Origin of the sequence: Streptomyces sp. NPDC002779 (genome assembly GCF_042888685.1) — a bacterium.
GTDB lineage: Bacteria > Actinomycetota > Actinomycetes > Streptomycetales > Streptomycetaceae > Streptomyces.
In genome coordinates, this window is sequence record NZ_JBIAQC010000007.1 from 323,079 (window position 1) to 338,688 (window position 15,610).

The 15,610-nt window shown below is 69.8% G+C and carries 15 protein-coding genes; 9 read left to right on the forward strand and 6 right to left on the reverse strand.

The window, feature by feature from the left end; genetic code table 11:
* Nucleotides 1-3: 3 nt before the first annotated feature.
* Both tal and tkt read right to left on the reverse strand, forming a co-directional pair.
* Entirely contained in the window at nt 4-1,122 is a 1,119-nt protein-coding gene (tal, locus tag ACFYW5_RS21915) for a transaldolase (protein ID WP_389418715.1), read from the reverse strand.
* A 33-nt stretch (nt 1,123-1,155) separates the two neighbouring features.
* Nucleotides 1,156-3,243 carry a transketolase gene (gene tkt / locus ACFYW5_RS21920; RefSeq protein WP_389418716.1) on the reverse strand — a complete coding sequence of 696 codons (2,088 nt, stop codon included), beginning with the start codon at nt 3,241-3,243 and terminating at the stop codon, nt 1,156-1,158.
* A 354-nt stretch (nt 3,244-3,597) separates the two neighbouring features.
* On the opposite strand from tkt, the gene ACFYW5_RS21925 reads away from it, so the two are divergent.
* From ACFYW5_RS21925 to ACFYW5_RS21935, 3 genes are all read left to right on the forward strand, one after another.
* Nucleotides 3,598-4,551, forward strand: coding sequence for a heme o synthase (locus ACFYW5_RS21925; protein ID WP_389418717.1), 954 nt, complete (start codon nt 3,598-3,600; stop codon nt 4,549-4,551).
* A gap of 55 nt (nt 4,552-4,606) precedes the next feature.
* Nucleotides 4,607-4,939: a hypothetical protein gene (locus ACFYW5_RS21930; RefSeq protein WP_389418718.1), complete on the forward strand. Its 333-nt coding sequence runs from the start codon at nt 4,607-4,609 to the stop codon at nt 4,937-4,939.
* A gap of 89 nt (nt 4,940-5,028) precedes the next feature.
* A complete protein-coding gene (locus tag ACFYW5_RS21935) occupies nt 5,029-6,135 on the forward strand; it encodes an amidohydrolase family protein (RefSeq protein ID WP_389418719.1) in 1,107 nt (368 codons plus the stop codon).
* Nucleotides 6,136-6,146: 11 nt separating this feature from the next.
* On the opposite strand, the gene ACFYW5_RS21940 is transcribed toward ACFYW5_RS21935, so the two are convergent.
* From ACFYW5_RS21940 to ACFYW5_RS21955, 4 genes are read right to left on the reverse strand one after another with little or no spacing between them, the layout of a single operon-like run.
* Nucleotides 6,147-7,142, reverse strand: coding sequence for a heme A synthase (locus tag ACFYW5_RS21940; RefSeq protein ID WP_389418871.1), 996 nt, complete (start codon nt 7,140-7,142; stop codon nt 6,147-6,149).
* A 53-nt stretch (nt 7,143-7,195) separates the two neighbouring features.
* Complete coding sequence (locus ACFYW5_RS21945; RefSeq protein WP_389418720.1) at nt 7,196-7,963, reverse strand: ABC transporter permease; 768 nt, start codon at nt 7,961-7,963, stop codon at nt 7,196-7,198.
* The gene (locus ACFYW5_RS21950) at nt 7,960-8,883 is read right to left on the reverse strand and encodes an ABC transporter ATP-binding protein (protein WP_389418721.1); all 924 of its coding nucleotides are present in this window, start codon (nt 8,881-8,883) and stop codon (nt 7,960-7,962) included. Before ACFYW5_RS21950 ends, ACFYW5_RS21945 begins: the two co-directional genes overlap by 4 nt.
* Before the next feature lie 45 nt (nt 8,884-8,928).
* Nucleotides 8,929-9,723 carry an aminoglycoside N(3)-acetyltransferase gene (locus ACFYW5_RS21955; RefSeq protein WP_389418722.1) on the reverse strand — a complete coding sequence of 265 codons (795 nt, stop codon included), beginning with the start codon at nt 9,721-9,723 and terminating at the stop codon, nt 8,929-8,931.
* 173 nt (nt 9,724-9,896) lie between these two features.
* On the opposite strand from ACFYW5_RS21955, the gene ACFYW5_RS21960 reads away from it, so the two are divergent.
* Genes ACFYW5_RS21960 through ACFYW5_RS21985 form a run of 6 tightly spaced genes read left to right on the forward strand, consistent with a single transcriptional unit; the run spans nt 9,897 to nt 15,609 of the window.
* The gene (locus tag ACFYW5_RS21960) at nt 9,897-10,607 is read left to right on the forward strand and encodes a helix-turn-helix transcriptional regulator (protein WP_389418723.1); all 711 of its coding nucleotides are present in this window, start codon (nt 9,897-9,899) and stop codon (nt 10,605-10,607) included.
* On the forward strand, nt 10,604-12,025 hold the full coding sequence (gene sufB / locus ACFYW5_RS21965; RefSeq protein ID WP_389418724.1) for a Fe-S cluster assembly protein SufB: 1,422 nt from the start codon (nt 10,604-10,606) through the stop codon (nt 12,023-12,025). The genes ACFYW5_RS21960 and sufB overlap by 4 nt, the downstream gene beginning before the upstream one ends.
* Before the next feature lie 60 nt (nt 12,026-12,085).
* Nucleotides 12,086-13,267, forward strand: a complete 1,182-nt coding sequence (sufD, locus tag ACFYW5_RS21970) for a Fe-S cluster assembly protein SufD (RefSeq protein WP_389418725.1) — start codon at nt 12,086-12,088, stop codon at nt 13,265-13,267.
* Nucleotides 13,267-13,584: a non-heme iron oxygenase ferredoxin subunit gene (locus ACFYW5_RS21975; RefSeq protein ID WP_389418726.1), complete on the forward strand. Its 318-nt coding sequence runs from the start codon at nt 13,267-13,269 to the stop codon at nt 13,582-13,584. The genes sufD and ACFYW5_RS21975 overlap by 1 nt, the downstream gene beginning before the upstream one ends.
* A gap of 7 nt (nt 13,585-13,591) precedes the next feature.
* Nucleotides 13,592-14,356 carry a Fe-S cluster assembly ATPase SufC gene (gene sufC / locus ACFYW5_RS21980; protein ID WP_389418727.1) on the forward strand — a complete coding sequence of 255 codons (765 nt, stop codon included), beginning with the start codon at nt 13,592-13,594 and terminating at the stop codon, nt 14,354-14,356.
* Nucleotides 14,353-15,609 (forward strand): cysteine desulfurase, encoded by a 1,257-nt coding sequence (locus tag ACFYW5_RS21985; RefSeq protein ID WP_389418728.1) that lies wholly within the window; start codon nt 14,353-14,355, stop codon nt 15,607-15,609. Before sufC ends, ACFYW5_RS21985 begins: the two co-directional genes overlap by 4 nt.
* Nucleotide 15,610: the final 1 nt, after the last annotated feature.

Consider the following 15,610-nt stretch of genomic DNA (forward strand, 5'->3'; position numbering starts at 1 on the left):
ATGTCAGCCCTCCGAGGGGGCGAGGCGCTGAAGCTCCGCCTCGGTCGACTTCAGCAGGTCGTTCCAGGACGCCTCGAACTTCTCGACGCCCTCTTCCTCCAGCAGCTGCACCACCTCGTCGTACGAGATCCCGAGCTTCTCGACGGCGTCGAGTTCGGCGCGGGCCTGCTCGTAGGTCCCGGCGACGGCGTTGCCGCGGATCTGGCCGCTCTCCTCGGTGGCCTGCAGCGTGGCCTCCGGCATGGTGTTCACCGTGTTCGGCGCGACCAGCTCGTCGACGTACAGGGTCGCCTTGTAGGCCGGGTCCTTCACGCCGGTGGAGGCCCACAGCGGACGCTGCTTGTTGGCGCCCGCCTTCTCCAGCGCCAGCCAGCGGTCCGAGGAGAAGACCTCCTCGTACGCCTGGTAGGCGAGCCGGGCGTTGGCGACGCCGGCCTTGCCGCGGGCGGCCTTGGCCTCGTCGGTGCCGAGCGCGTCCAGCCGCTTGTCGATCTCGGTGTCCACGCGGGACACGAAGAAGGAGGCCACCGAGTGGATCTTGGAGAGGTCCAGACCCCTCTCCTTGGCCTGCTCCAGGCCCGACAGGTAGGCGTCCATGACCTGGCGGTAGCGCTCCAGCGAGAAGATCAGCGTGACGTTGACGCTGATGCCGAGGCCGATCACCTCGGTGATGGCCGGCAGGCCGCCCATCGTGGCCGGGATCTTGATCAGCGTGTTGGGCCGGTCCACCAGCCAGGCCAGCTGCTTGGCCTCGGCGACCGTCGGCTTGGTGTGGTGGGCCAGACGCGGGTCGACCTCGATCGACACGCGGCCGTCCTGGCCGTTCGTGGCGTCGAAGACCGGGCGCAGGATGTCGGCGGCGTCGCGGACGTCCGCCGTGGTGATCATGCGGACGGCCTCTTCGACGGTCACCTTGCGGGCGGCGAGGTCCGACAGCTGCTGGTCGTAGCCGTCGCCCTGCGAGATGGCCTTCTGGAAGATGGACGGGTTGGTGGTGACGCCCACGACGTGCTGCTGGTCGATCAGCTCGGCGAGGTTGCCGGACGTGATCCGCTTGCGCGACAGGTCGTCCAGCCAGATCGCGACGCCCTCCTCGGAGAGGCGCTTGAGTGCGTCTGTCATGGAATTACATCTCCTACGTGTCGTATGTGAGCGTCAGCGCTGGGCGGCAGCGAGGGATTCCCGCGCCTTCGCGGCCACGTTCTCCGCAGTGAAGCCGTACTCCTCGAAAAGGACCTTGCCGTCGGCCGAAGCACCGAAGTGCTCCAGGGAAACGATCCGACCGGCGTCCCCGACGTACTTGTGCCAGGTGAGCCCGATGCCGGCCTCGACCGCGACACGCGCCCTGACCGCGGGGGGCAGAACGCTGTCCCGGTACCCCTGGTCCTGCTCCTCGAACCACTCCACGGACGGCATCGACACGACCCGCGTCGGCACCCCGTCGGCCTCGAGCTGCTCGCGCGCCGCGACGGCCACGTGCACCTCGGAACCGGTCGCGATCAGGATCACCTCGGGCGTCCCCGTCGAGGCCTCGAACAGGACGTAACCGCCCTTGGCGGCGTCCTCGTTGGGCTCGTACGCCGGCACGCCCTGGCGGGTCAGCGCCAGACCGTGCGGGGCACCCTTGCCGAAGACCTTCGTGTACCGCTTGAGGATCTCTCGCCAGGCGATGGCGGTCTCGTTGGCGTCGGCCGGGCGGACCACGTTCAGGCCCGGGATGGCGCGCAGCGAGGCCAGGTGCTCGACCGGCTGGTGGGTGGGGCCGTCCTCGCCGAGACCGATGGAGTCGTGCGTCCACACGTACGTCACCGGCAGGTGCATCAGGGCCGACAGCCGTACGGCGTTGCGCATGTAGTCGGAGAACACCAGGAAGGTGCCGCCGTAGACGCGGGTGTTGCCGTGCAGCGTGATGCCGTTCATCTCCGCGGCCATGGAGTGCTCGCGGATGCCGAAGTGGATCGTGCGGCCGTACGGGTTCGCCTCCGGCAGCGGGTTGCCCGCCGGGAGGAACGACGACGTCTTGTCGATCGTCGTGTTGTTGGAGCCGGCCAGGTCGGCCGAGCCGCCCCACAGCTCCGGGAGCACCGGGCCGAGCGCCTGGAGCACCTTGCCGGACGCGGCACGGGTGGCGACACCCTTGCCGGGCTCGAACACCGGGATCGCCGACTCCCAGCCCTCGGGCAGCTCGCCCTTGCTGATGCGGTCGAACTCGGCGGCGCGCTCGGGGTTGCTGTTGCGCCACTCCTGGAAGGACTTCTCCCACTCCGCCTTGGCCTGACGGCCGCGCTCCAGCGCCTGGCGGGTGTGGTCGATCACCTCGTCGGCGACCTCGAAGCTCTGCTCCGGGTCGAAGCCGAGGACGCGCTTGGTGGCCGCGACCTCGTCGTCGCCGAGCGCCGAGCCGTGCGCGGCCTCGGTGTTCTGGGCGTTCGGGGCCGGCCAGGCGATGATCGAGCGCATCGCGATGAACGACGGCCGGTCCGTGACGGCCTTGGCCTGCTGGATCGCGGCGTAGAGGGCGGCCGGGTCGAGGTCGCCGTTGGCCTGCGGCTCGACACGCTGCACATGCCAGCCGTAGGCCTCGTAGCGCTTGACGGTGTCCTCGGAGACGGCCGTCTCGGTGTCGCCCTCGATCGAGATGTGGTTGTCGTCCCACAGCAGGATCAGGTTGCCGAGCTGCTGGTGCCCGGCGAGCGAGGATGCCTCGGCGGAGATGCCCTCCTGGAGGCAGCCGTCACCGGCGATGCAGTAGATGTAGTGGTCGAACGGCGACTCACCGGCCGGAGCCTCCGGGTCGAACAGACCGCGCTCGTAGCGGGCGGCCATCGCCATGCCCACCGCGTTGGCGACACCCTGGCCGAGCGGGCCGGTGGTGGTCTCCACGCCCGTGGTGTGGCCGTACTCCGGGTGACCGGGGGTCTTCGAGCCCCACGTCCTGAAGGACTTCAGGTCGTCCAGCTCCAGGCCGAAGCCGGCCAGGTACAGCTGGGTGTAGAGGGTCAGGGACGAGTGGCCCGCGGACAGCACGAAGCGGTCCCGGGCGACCCAGTCGGCGTCCGCCGGGTCATGCCGCATCACCTTCTGGAAGAGGGTGTACGCGGCGGGCGCAAGGCTCATCGCCGTACCGGGATGGCCGTTGCCGACCTTCTGTACGGCGTCGGCGGCCAGGACGCGGGCGGTGTCCACGGCCCGCTGGTCCAGTTCGGTCCACTCGAGGTCTGTGGTGGTCGGCTTGGTGCTCACCCTGGGTCAGGGCTCCTCTCCACATGTCACGCATGTCGAATTGCCGGTGCACGGGGCGCCCCGGCCGTTGTCGAGCCTACCCCCGTATGTACGTGCGTTTTTTCGAGTCATTCCAGACTGCCGGGACTCGTCGGCATCCGCCTCCCGACTGGTCCGTACCGCGTTCGGCAAGTGAATGCGAAGCCGCTCGAACGAGTGCTCAATCGAGTGCCGACCGGCTCTTCCAGCGGAGCGTGCCAACACGAAGCCACCCCCGCGAATGCCGGGGTCTGGGCAACGTCTACAGTGGCGTGGTACGCGCGAGCCTTTACCGGGACTTCACACCGGGAGGCTTGCTGGGAGTCTCTGTCAGGGGTGTGCGTGACGGCCGTTGAATCCCGTCCAGCGGGGATTATCGGGGCGAGCCAGAGCCCGAGCCGGCGGCCGATCGGGGCCCGGGTCAAGGCGTTCGTGGCGCTGACCAAGCCGCGGATCATCGAACTGCTGCTGATCACCACCGTTCCGGTGATGTTCCTGGCGCAGCAGGGCGTGCCCGACCTCGGCCTCGTCCTCCTGACCTGCCTCGGCGGCTATCTCTCCGCGGGCGGCGCCAACGCGCTCAACATGTACATCGACCGCGACATCGACGCACTCATGGACCGCACCTCGCAGCGCCCCCTGGTCACCGGCATGGTCAGCCCGCGCGAGTGCCTGGCCTTCGGCATCACCCTGGCGGTCGTCTCCACGCTGCTGTTCGGCCTGACCGTCAACTGGCTGAGCGCCTGGCTCGCCCTCGGCGCGCTTCTCTTCTACGTCGTCGTCTACACGATGATCCTCAAGCGCCGCACCTCGCAGAACATCGTGTGGGGCGGCATCGCGGGCTGCATGCCGGTGCTGATCGGCTGGTCCGCCGTCACGAACTCGCTGTCGTGGGCGCCGGTCGTGCTGTTCCTCGTCATGTTCTTCTGGACGCCGCCGCACTACTGGCCGCTGTCGATGAAGGTGCGCGAGGACTACGCGCGCGTGGGCGTGCCGATGCTCCCCGTCGTCGCCTCCAACAAGACCGTCGCCAAGCAGATCGTGCTCTACAGCTGGGTCATGGTCGCGGTCTCGCTGCTGCTGACCCCGCTCGGCTACACGGGCTGGTTCTACACGCTGGTCGCCCTGGTGGCGGGCGGCTGGTGGCTGTGGGAGGCGCACGCCCTGCAGAACCGGGCGAAGGCCGAGGTGACGGGCGCGAAGCTGAAGGAGATGCGGCTGTTCCACTGGTCCATCACCTATGTCTCGCTGCTGTTCGTGGCCGTCGCGGTGGACCCCTTCCTGAGGTAAGGGTCACTCCGCCCCGGGATCGCCCTTTGATCTACTCGTCGGTAGCATCCTGGCCATGGCAGACACGCAAGCGGTTGACGCGAAGGCCGAGCGCCGGGCGGCCAAGCTGGCCAAGCAGATCGGCGCCTTCTCCAAGGCACACGGCGGCGCCGAGGGCCAGGTGGCCTATCTCGGCGAGCGCGGCGCCCGGATCGTCCTCGTCGGCGAGGACGGCGCCTGGGGCGACCTGGTGGCCCCGACGTACGCGATCGCCGAACAGGCGGTGCGGCAGGCCGGCATCACTGTTCACGAAGAGTTCGACGGCGAGTTCGCGGCGAAGGTGAAGACGGGGCCGTACGAGTGGTCCCGGATGGCCGGAATCCAGGTCGGCGGCCCGAAGAACGGCTGAGGAAATACCGGCCGGCTGAGGAATCCCGGCCGCACCCCTGGCACCGGTTCACCCGTTAAGCCCCGTAAAGGCGAGCACGGGGAGTCCGGATGATCGAAACGTCGTCCCTCGTGGACCAGTACTGCCACGGAGTGCTCCGCACCGAGCTGGGCCTCGGCACCTTCGAGGCCCGACTCGCCCGTACCGAGGGCCCGCCCGCCCCCGGCACGACCCTCTTCGACACGCAGACCGGTTTCGCCGTACGGCGCTGGTGCCCCCCGCTGCTCGGCCTGGAACCGCACTGCCCACCCGCCCGCTATCTCGCCCGGCGCCGTGAACTGGGCGTCCTGGAGGCGGGCCGGCGACTGCTGCGCGGCAGCGGCATCACCACGTACCTGGTCGACACCGGCGTCCCCGGCGACCTCACCGGACCCGACGAACTGGCCAGCACCGGGGCCGCGCGGGCGCACGAGATCGTGCGCCTGGAACTCCTCGCGGAACAGGTCGCCGACACCTCGGGAACCGTCGAGTCCTTCCTGGCCAACCTCGCCGAATCGGTGCACGGCGCCGCCGCGCACGCGGTCGCCTTCACGTCGGTCGCGGGCGTACGGCACGGCCTCGCGCTGGCGCCGGAGCCGCCGGGGCCCGGCGAGGTGCGCGGCGCGGCGGGGCGCTGGCTGGCCGCCCGCCGGGTGGGCGGCGAGGTGACCGACCCGGTACTGCTGCGGCACCTGCTGTGGAGCGCGGTGGCCTCGGGGCTGCCGCTCCAGCTGCACGCGGGCCTGGGCGAGCCGGGCCTGCGCATCGACCGTACGGATCCGGTGCTGCTCACGGACTTCGTCCGCGCCACGGCGGGCCTCGGCACGGACCTGGTCCTGCTGCACGGCTACCCGTACCACCGGCACGCCGCCCACCTGGCCGGCGTCTTCCCCCATGTCTACGCCGACTCGGGCGCCACCCTGGTCCGCACCGGCGCCCGCGCGGCGACCGTCCTCGCGGAGATCCTGGAACTCGCCCCCTTCGGCAAGATCCTCTTCTCCAGCGGCGGCCAGGAACTCCCGGAACTCCACGTCGTGGGCGCCCGCCTCTTCCGCGAGGCCCTCGCCCGGGTCCTCGGCACCTGGGTCGCGGACGACGCCTGGTCCCTGGCGGACGCCCAGCGGGTGGCGGGCCTGATCGCGGCGGGGAACGCCCGGCGGGTGTACGGGCTGGACTGATCGCGCCGCGGTCAGCCGGAGGCGGGTTCGAGCCGGTCGGTGAGGGCCGGGGCCGGGACGGCCGGGTCGGTGACCGGACGCTCGCGCAGCGACAGCAGCACCCGCAGGACAGCGATCCACACCAGGCAGGAGCCGAACATATGGAGGCCGACCAGGACCTCGGGCAGGTCCGTGAAGTACTGGATGTAGCCGACGGCACCCTGGGCCAGCAGGATTAGGAACAGGTCCCGGGTGCGGGCCGGCGGGCCCTTCGGCGCGTCGACCGCCTTGAGGACGAACCACAGGGCGAAGGTCAGGGTCACCACGATCCAGGCCAGGACCGCGTGCAGCTTGCTCACGCTCTCCCAGTCCAGGGGCATGCGCTCGACCTCGCTGGAGTCGCCCGCGTGCGGTCCGGCCCCGGTGACGACCGTGCCGACCGCGATCAGCAGCACGCTCGCCGCGACCAGGACCCAGACCAGCTGCTGCACCGCCTTGCCCACCAGCGGACGGGGCTCGGTGTCACCCTCCCGGGTGCGCTGCCACATCACCGTGGCGACCGCGATCAGCGCCGAGGAGAGCAGGAAGTGCGCGGCGACCGTGTACGGGTTCAGGCCGACGAGCACGACGATCCCGCCGAGAACGGCGTTGCCCATCACCACCCAGAACTGCGTCCAGCCCAGCCGGGTCAGGCTGCGCCGGTACGGCTTCTGCGAGCGGGCGGCGATGATCGCCCAGCCGACGGCCGCGCACAGCACGTACGTCAGCAGGCGGTTGCCGAACTCGATGTAGCCGTGGATGCCCATCTCGGCGGTGTTGTTGATCGAGTCCTCGGTGCACTTCGGCCAGGTCGGGCAGCCGAGCCCGGAGCCGGTCAGCCGCACCGCTCCGCCGGTGACCACGATGACCACCGACATGACGAGCGCGGCGAGCGCCGCCCGCCGGACCGTCCTGGGATCCGGGGTCCAGCGTGCGGCGATGAAGGCGAGCGGGTTGCGCACGGCCGCTACGGCGTCGGCGCGGGTCAGATTCGGCACGCGACCTATCGTAGGCCCGGGCTTGTGCACGCTTTCACGAGGGGTTACTCCCAGCGGAAGAACTTCCCGGCCGCGGCCAGCCCGGCCACCGCCCACACCGCGAGGATCCCCAGATCGGCCCAGGGCATCCCGGTCCCGTGCCGCAGCACGTCCCGCAGCCCGTCCGACAGCGCCGCGATCGGCAGCAGCCCGAGCACGTCCTGCGCCGCGTCCGGGAACCTGTCCAGCGGCACGACGACCCCGCCGCCCAGGAGCAGCAGCAGGAAGACCAGGTTGGCGGCGGCGAGCGTGGCCTCCGCCGGGAGCGTGCCCGCCATCAGCAGGCCCAGGCCGGAGAAGGCGGCCGTGCCCAGGATCAGCAGGAGCACCACGGCCGCCGGACTGCCCTGCGGGTCCCAGCCGAGCGTGAAGGCGATCACCGTCACCAGGAGCACCTGGAGCACCTCGGTGACCAGGACCGACAGCGTCTTCGCCGTCATCAGGCCCCAGCGCGGCAGCGGGGAGGCGGCGAGCCGCTTCAGCACGCCGTAGCGCCGCTCGAAGCCGGTGGCGATGGCCTGGCCGGTGAACGCGGTCGACATCACCGCGAGCGCGAGGATGCCGGGGGCGAGGAAGTCCACGGCCTCGCCCTCGCCGGTGTCGACGATGTCCACCGTGGAGAACAGCACCAGCAGCAGGGTCGGGATGATCACGGTGAGCAGCAGCTGCTCGCCGTTGCGCAGGAGCATCCTCGTCTCCAGCGCGGCCTGCGCCATGATCATGCGGGGGAGCGGGGCGGCCCCGGGCCTCGGTGTGTAAGTACCGGCGGTCATGAGCGCAGTTCCTTGCCTGTGAGCTCCAGGAAAACGTCTTCCAGGGTGTGCCGCTCCACCGAGATCCGGTCCGGCATCACCCCGTGCTGGGCGCACCAGGAGGTGACCGTGGCGAGCAGTTGCGGGTCGACCTTCCCGGCCACCCGGTACGAGCCCGGGGTCAGCTCGGCGGCCGTGCACTCGGCGGGGAGCGCCTTGAGCAGGGAGCCGACGTCCAGGCCGGGGCGGCCGGAGAAGCGCAGGGTGTTCTCGGCGCCGCCGCGGCACAGCTCCTCGGGGGAGCCCTGGGCGATGACCCGGCCGGCGTCGATGATCGCCACGTCGTCGGCGAGCTGCTCGGCCTCGTCCATGTAGTGGGTGGTGAGGATGACGGAGACCCCGTCGGCGCGCAGATCGCGGACCAGGTCCCAGGTCGAGCGGCGGGCCTGCGGGTCGAGCCCCGCGGTCGGCTCGTCCAGGAACACCAGCTCGGGGCGGCCCACGACGGCCATGGCGAGCGCGAGCCGCTGCTGCTGGCCGCCGGAGAGCCGACGGTAGGTGGTCCGGCCGCAGCCGCCCAGGCCCAGCCGCTCGATGAGGGCGTCCACGTCCAGGGGGTGGGCGTGCAGCCTCGCCACGTGGCGGAGCATCTCGTCGGCGCGGGCGCCGGAGTACACGCCGCCGGACTGGAGCATGACGCCGATCCGCGGGCGGAGTTCGGCGGACTGCCGCACCGGGTCCAGGCCCAGCACCCGTACCGTCCCGGAGTCCGGCCTGCGGTATCCCTCGCAGGTCTCGACCGTGGTCGTCTTGCCCGCGCCGTTGGGCCCCAGTACGGCGGTCACGCCCGCCCGGGCCACCAGGTCGAGGCCGTCCACCGCGGTCTTCGTGCCGTACCGCTTCACCAGGGCCCGGACCTGGACCACGGGGTCAGTTCGCATGGCTCAAGAGTCTAGGTAGCCGCCCGCCCGCCGGGAGCGCCGGGTTCAGGTCTCCTCCCAGGGACGGTGCGTCTGGAGCCACCGCCGCGCGTAGCCCACCGCGTCCGCCATGGGGAACAGCCGCACACCGGCCGCGCCCACCCGGCCACGGACGACGGGACGGTCCCGCTCGAAGTCGTGACCCAGCTCGTCGAAGCGGTCCGAGCTGATCGACACCTCGGTGACGGTCTCCCAGCCGCGCAGGCCGGGGCGGCCCACCGTCACGCGGGGAGCGGGGATGCGGTATTCGGCGAGGTGGAAGCTGGTGCAGGCGTCGTAGCCGGCACCGAGCAGCAGCACGCGCGCGTGCAGCGCCTCCAGCCGCGCCAGCGGGCTCCGCTCGCCGAGCCGGCAGTCCGGGGCGTGTCCGTCCAGGATCTCGGCCGCGCGCGGTCCGAGAGCGGCGAAGGAGGTCTGCGGGTGTGCGCTGCGCAGGGCGCCGGGCCAGGTCCGTACGGTCTCCGGGATCACGCCGACCCCCCGGGTGGGCGTGACCAGCGGGTCGTACGCGGGCATGGTGGCCCGGATCGTCTCCCACCACTCCTCGGGGACCGGGGGATTTCCCCAGACGGCGGGGTCGGACAAGTCGCCGGACTGGGCGGGGACCACCACCGTGCCCTCGGGGCCGAGCGCGTCGAGCAGTCCCTGGACGACCGCGACGGCGCCGCCGCAGACCCAGCCGAGCGAGCTGAGCGAAGCGTGCACGAGGAGGATTTCACCGGGTTTGACGCCCAGGTCGCGAAGGCCGTCGGCGACGGTCGTCCGAGTGACAAGTGGGCCGGTCGGAGGGGGTGTGGGCATGTCTGGGGAGTGTCCTCGAAGGGGGTGCGCGGCGCCAGTGGATTCCGGTCGGGTGTGATCGATCAAAGATCGTTTGCCCAGGTCACGTTAGGTTTACCTAAGTGACGCAGGGCACCGTCCACGGGTTCGAGTGCCGCTTGCCGGAGTCTGAGGAATTACGCAACAATGGCGTTGTGAAAAACGTCGGCGAGGCCCATGAGGAGCTCGCGACCGGTGAGCGGTCCACCCGCAACCGGGTCGCGCGGTCCATCCTGGATCACGGCCCGTCGACCGTCGCCGAGCTGGCCGTCCGGCTGGGGCTCACCCAGGCCGCCGTACGACGGCATCTGGACGCCCTCGTCGTCGACGACGTCGTGGAAGCGCGCGAGCAGCGGGTGTACGGCGCCCGGACCCGGGGTCGCCCCGCCAAGGTCTTCGCGCTCACCGACTGCGGACGTGACGCCTTCGACCAGTCCTACGACAAGCTCGCCACCGACGCCCTGCGCTTCATCCAGGAGCGGTTCGGCGGGGACGAGGCCGTCGTCGCCTTCGCCCGCGCGAGGATCGCCGAGCAGGCGACCGCGTACCGCGAGGCCATCGAGGCCGCCGCCCCCGAGGAGCGGACCGAAGCCCTGGCCAGGGCCTTGAGCGCGGACGGGTACGCTGCTACCGCGCGTAGCGCCCCGGTCGGCGAACAGCTGTGCCAGCACCACTGCCCCGTCGCCCACGTCGCGGAGAAGTTCCCGCAGCTCTGCGAGGCGGAGACCGAGATCTTCTCCCAGCTGCTCGGAACCCACGTCCAGCGACTGGCGACCATCGCGCACGGCGACGGCGTCTGCACGACGTTCATCCCCAAGATTTCCCACAACGCATCTGCAAGCACGGCCGGGAGGAACCCCGCATGACTCTCCCCACGGAGACTGCCCACCCTGAGCTCGAGGGCCTGGGCAAGTACGAGTACGGCTGGGCCGACTCCGACGTAGCCGGTGCTGCGGCCAAGCGCGGTCTCAACGAGGACGTCGTCCTGGACATCTCCTCGAAGAAGTCCGAGCCGGAGTGGATGACCAAGCTCCGCCTCAAGGGTCTGAAGCTCTTCGCGAAGAAGCCCATGCCGAACTGGGGCTCGGACCTGTCGGGCATCGACTTCGACAACATCAAGTACTTCGTGCGCTCGACGGAGAAGCAGGCGGAGTCCTGGGAGGACCTGCCCGAGGACATCAAGAACACCTACGACAAGCTGGGCATCCCCGAGGCGGAGAAGCAGCGCCTCGTCGCCGGTGTCGCCGCCCAGTACGAGTCGGAGGTCGTCTACCACCAGATCCGCGAGGACCTGGAGGAGCAGGGCGTCATCTTCCTCGACACCGACACCGCGCTGAAGGAGCACCCGGAGCTCTTCAAGGAGTACTTCGGCACCGTCATCCCGGTCGGCGACAACAAGTTCGCCTCCCTGAACACCGCCGTGTGGTCGGGCGGCTCCTTCATCTACGTGCCGCCGGGCGTCCACGTCGAGATCCCGCTCCAGGCCTACTTCCGGATCAACACGGAGAACATGGGCCAGTTCGAGCGGACCCTGATCATCGTCGACGAGGGTGCCTACGTGCACTACGTCGAGGGCTGCACCGCCCCGATCTACAAGTCGGACTCGCTGCACTCCGCGGTCGTCGAGATCATCGTCAAGAAGAACGCCCGCTGCCGCTACACGACCATCCAGAACTGGTCGAACAACGTCTACAACCTGGTCACCAAGCGCGCCGTGGCGTACGAGGGCGCGACCATGGAGTGGATCGACGGCAACATCGGCTCCAAGGTGACGATGAAGTACCCGGCCGTCTACCTGATGGGCGAGCACGCCAAGGGCGAGACCCTGTCCATCGCCTTCGCCGGCGAGGGCCAGCACCAGGACGCCGGTTCCAAGATGGTCCACATGGCGCCGAACACCTCCTCCAACATCGTCTCCAAGTCGGTGGCGCGCGGCGGCGGCCGCACCTCCTACCGCGGTCTGGTGGAGATCGGGGAGGGCGCCCACGGCTCCAAGTCGAACGTGCTGTGCGACGCGCTGCTCGTCGACACCATCTCCCGCTCCGACACGTACCCCTACGTGGACGTCCGCGAGGACGACGTGTCCATGGGCCACGAGGCGACCGTCTCCAAGGTCTCCGAGGACCAGCTCTTCTACTTGATGAGCCGCGGTCTGAGCGAGTTCGAGGCGATGGCGATGATCGTGCGCGGTTTCGTCGAGCCGATCGCCAAGGAGCTGCCCATGGAGTACGCCCTCGAGCTCAACCGGCTGATCGAGCTGCAGATGGAAGGCGCGGTCGGCTGACGCCCGCCCTCCGGAACAGCTAGCGAATATCTGACGTAGGAAGAGAGCAGACCGACAGCCATGGCTGAGGCTCAGAACATCCCGGTGGGCTCGACCACCGCCGGCCAGATCGCGGTGGCCGCAGAGTCGACCGTCGCCACGCGCATGAGCGCGCCCCCCTCCTTCGACGTGGCGGACTTCCCGGTCCCGCACGGCCGTGAGGAGGAGTGGCGGTTCACCCCGCTGGACCGCCTGCGCGGCCTGCACGACGGCACCGCCACCGCCACCGGCGACGGCGTGAAGGTCACCGTCGAGGCGCCCGAGGGTGTCGTCGTCGAGACCGTCGGCCGCGACGACGCGCGGCTCGGCCGGGCGGGCACCCCCGTGGACCGCATCGCGGCCCAGGCGTACTCCGCCTTCGAGAAGGCCTCCGTGGTGACCGTGCCGAAGGAGACCGTGCTCACCGAGCCGATCCGCATCGCGGTGCACGGCGAGGGCGGCACCGCCTTCGGCCACCAGGTCATCGAGCTGGGCGCCTTCGCCGAAGCCGTCGTGGTCATCGACCACACCGGTGACGCGGTGCTCGCCGCCAACGTCGACTACCTCCTGGGCGACGGCGCCAAGCTCACCGTCGTCTGCGTTCAGGACTGGGACGACAAGGCCGTGCACGTCGCTCAGCACAACACCCTGATCGGGCGGGACGCGAGCTTCAAGTCGGTCGTGGTGACCTTCGGCGGCGACCTCGTACGGCTGCACCCGCGCGTCACCTACGCGGGCCCCGGCGGCGAGGCCGAGCTGTTCGGGCTGTACTTCACCGACGCCGGTCAGCACCAGGAGCACCGCCTCCTGGTCGACCACAACACCCCGCACTGCAAGTCGAACGTCGTCTACAAGGGCGCGCTCCAGGGCGACGCTGCGCATGCGGTCTGGATCGGCGACGTGCTCATCGAGGCCAAGGCCGAGGGCACCGACACCTACGAGATGAACCGCAACCTGGTCCTCACCGACGGCGCCCGCGTCGACTCGGTGCCGAACCTGGAGATCGAGACCGGCGAGATCGTCGGCGCCGGCCACGCTTCGGCCACCGGCCGCTTCGACGACGAGCAGCTCTTCTACCTGATGGCCCGCGGCATCCCGGAGCACGACGCCCGCCGCCTCGTGGTCCGCGGCTTCTTCGCCGAGCTGGTCCAGCAGATCGGTGTCGACGACATCGAGGAGCGGCTCCTCGTGAAGATCGACGAGGAGCTGGAGGCCACGGTCTGATGGCTTTCGTACGCGCCTGTGGGCTGAGCGAGCTGGAGGAGGACACCCCGAGGCGGGTGGAACTCGACGGCACGCCGGTCTCGGTCGTCCGTACCGAGGGGGAGGTGTTCGCCATCCACGACATCTGCTCCCACGCGAACGTCTCGCTCTCCGAGGGCGAGGTGGAGGACTGCCAGATCGAGTGCTGGCTGCACGGCTCCGCGTTCGACCTCCGCACCGGCAAGCCGTCCGGCCTTCCCGCGACGCGCCCCGTCCCCGTATACCCCGTAAAGATCGAAGGGGACGACGTGCTCGTCTCCCTCACCCAGGAGTCCTGAGGCACCCATGGCTACGCTTGAAATCCGAGACCTGCACGTCACCGTCGAGGTCGAGAACGGCACGAAGGAAATCCTCAAGGGTGTCGACCTCACCGTGAAGCAGGGCGAGACGCACGCCATCATGGGCCCCAACGGCTCCGGCAAGTCGACTCTCGCCTACTCGCTGGCCGGTCACCCGAAGTACACGATCACCGGCGGCACCGTCACCCTCGACGGCGAGGACGTCCTGGAGATGTCCGTCGACGAGCGCGCCCGCGCCGGCCTGTTCCTCGCGATGCAGTACCCGGTCGAGGTCCCCGGTGTGTCCGTGTCGAACTTCCTGCGCACCTCCGCCACCGCCATCCGCGGCGAGGCCCCCAAGCTGCGCACCTGGGTGAAGGAGGTCCGGGAGGCCATGGAGCGCCTCAATATGGACCCCTCCTTCGCCGAGCGCAACGTCAACGAGGGCTTCTCCGGCGGTGAGAAGAAGCGCCACGAGATCCTCCAGCTGGAGCTGCTCAAGCCGAAGGTCGCCATCCTCGACGAGACCGACTCCGGCCTCGACGTCGACGCCCTGCGCATCGTCTCCGAGGGCGTCAACCGGATCCGTGAGAGCGGCGAGGTCGGCACCCTGCTGATCACGCACTACACGCGCATCCTGCGCTACATCAAGCCCGACCACGTCCACGTCTTCTCCGGCGGCCGCATCGTCGAGTCCGGCGGCGCCGAGCTCGCCGACAAGCTGGAGAACGAGGGTTACGAGGTATACACGAAGGGTGGGGCATCAGCGTGACGCAGCTGCCGGGCCTCCTCGACACCGAGGCGATCCGCAAGGACTTCCCGATCCTGGACCGCATGGTCCACGACGACCGGAAGCTCGTGTACCTGGACAACGCGGCGACCTCGCAGAAGCCGCGCCAGGTGCTGGACGCCCTGAGCGAGTACTACGAGCGCTACAACGCCAACGTCCACCGCGGTGTGCATGTGCTCGCCGAGGAGGCCACGGCGCTGTACGAGGGCGCGCGCGACAAGGTCGCCGCGTTCATCAACGCGCCCAGCCGCGACGAGGTGATCTTCACCAAGAACGCCTCGGAGTCGCTGAACCTCGTGGCGAACATGCTGGGCTGGGCCGACGAGCCCTACCGCGTGGACGCCGAGACCGAGATCGTCATCACCGAGATGGAGCACCACTCCAACATCGTGCCGTGGCAGCTGCTCGCGCAGCGCACGGGCGCGAAGCTGAAGTGGTTCGGCCTGACCGACGACGGCCGGCTCGACCTGTCCAACATCGACGAGATCATCACCGAGAAGACGAAGATCGTCTCCTTCGTGCTGGTCTCCAACATCCTGGGCACGGTCAACCCGGTCGAGACGATCATCCGGCGCGCCCAGGAGGTCGGTGCGCTCGTCTGCATCGACGCCTCCCAGGCCGCCCCGCACATGCCGATGGACGTCCAGGCCCTCCAGGCCGACTTCGTGGCCTTCACCGGCCACAAGATGTGCGGCCCGACCGGCATCGGCGTTCTGTGGGGCCGTCAGGAGCTGCTGGAGGACCTGCCTCCGTTCCTCGGCGGCGGCGAGATGATCGAGACGGTGTCGATGCACTCGTCGACGTACGCTCCCGCCCCGCACAAGTTCGAGGCGGGCACCCCGCCGATCGCGCAGGCGGTCGGTCTGGGCGCGGCGATCGACTACCTGAACTCGATCGGCATGGACAGGATCCTCGCCCACGAGCACGCGCTCACCGAGTACGCGGTGCGGCGCCTGCAGGAGGTCCCCGACCTCAGGATCATCGGCCCCACCACGGCCGAGGACCGGGGCGCTGCGATCTCCTTCACGCTCGGGGACATCCACCCGCACGACGTCGGCCAGGTACTGGACGAGCAGGGCATCGCGGTCCGGGTGGGCCACCACTGCGCCCGTCCGGTCTGCCTGCGGTACGGAATTCCTGCGACCACGCGAGCGTCGTTCTATCTGTACTCCTCGCCGGCCGAGATCGACGCTCTGGTGGACGGCCTGGAGCACGTGCGGAACTTCTTCGGCTGAG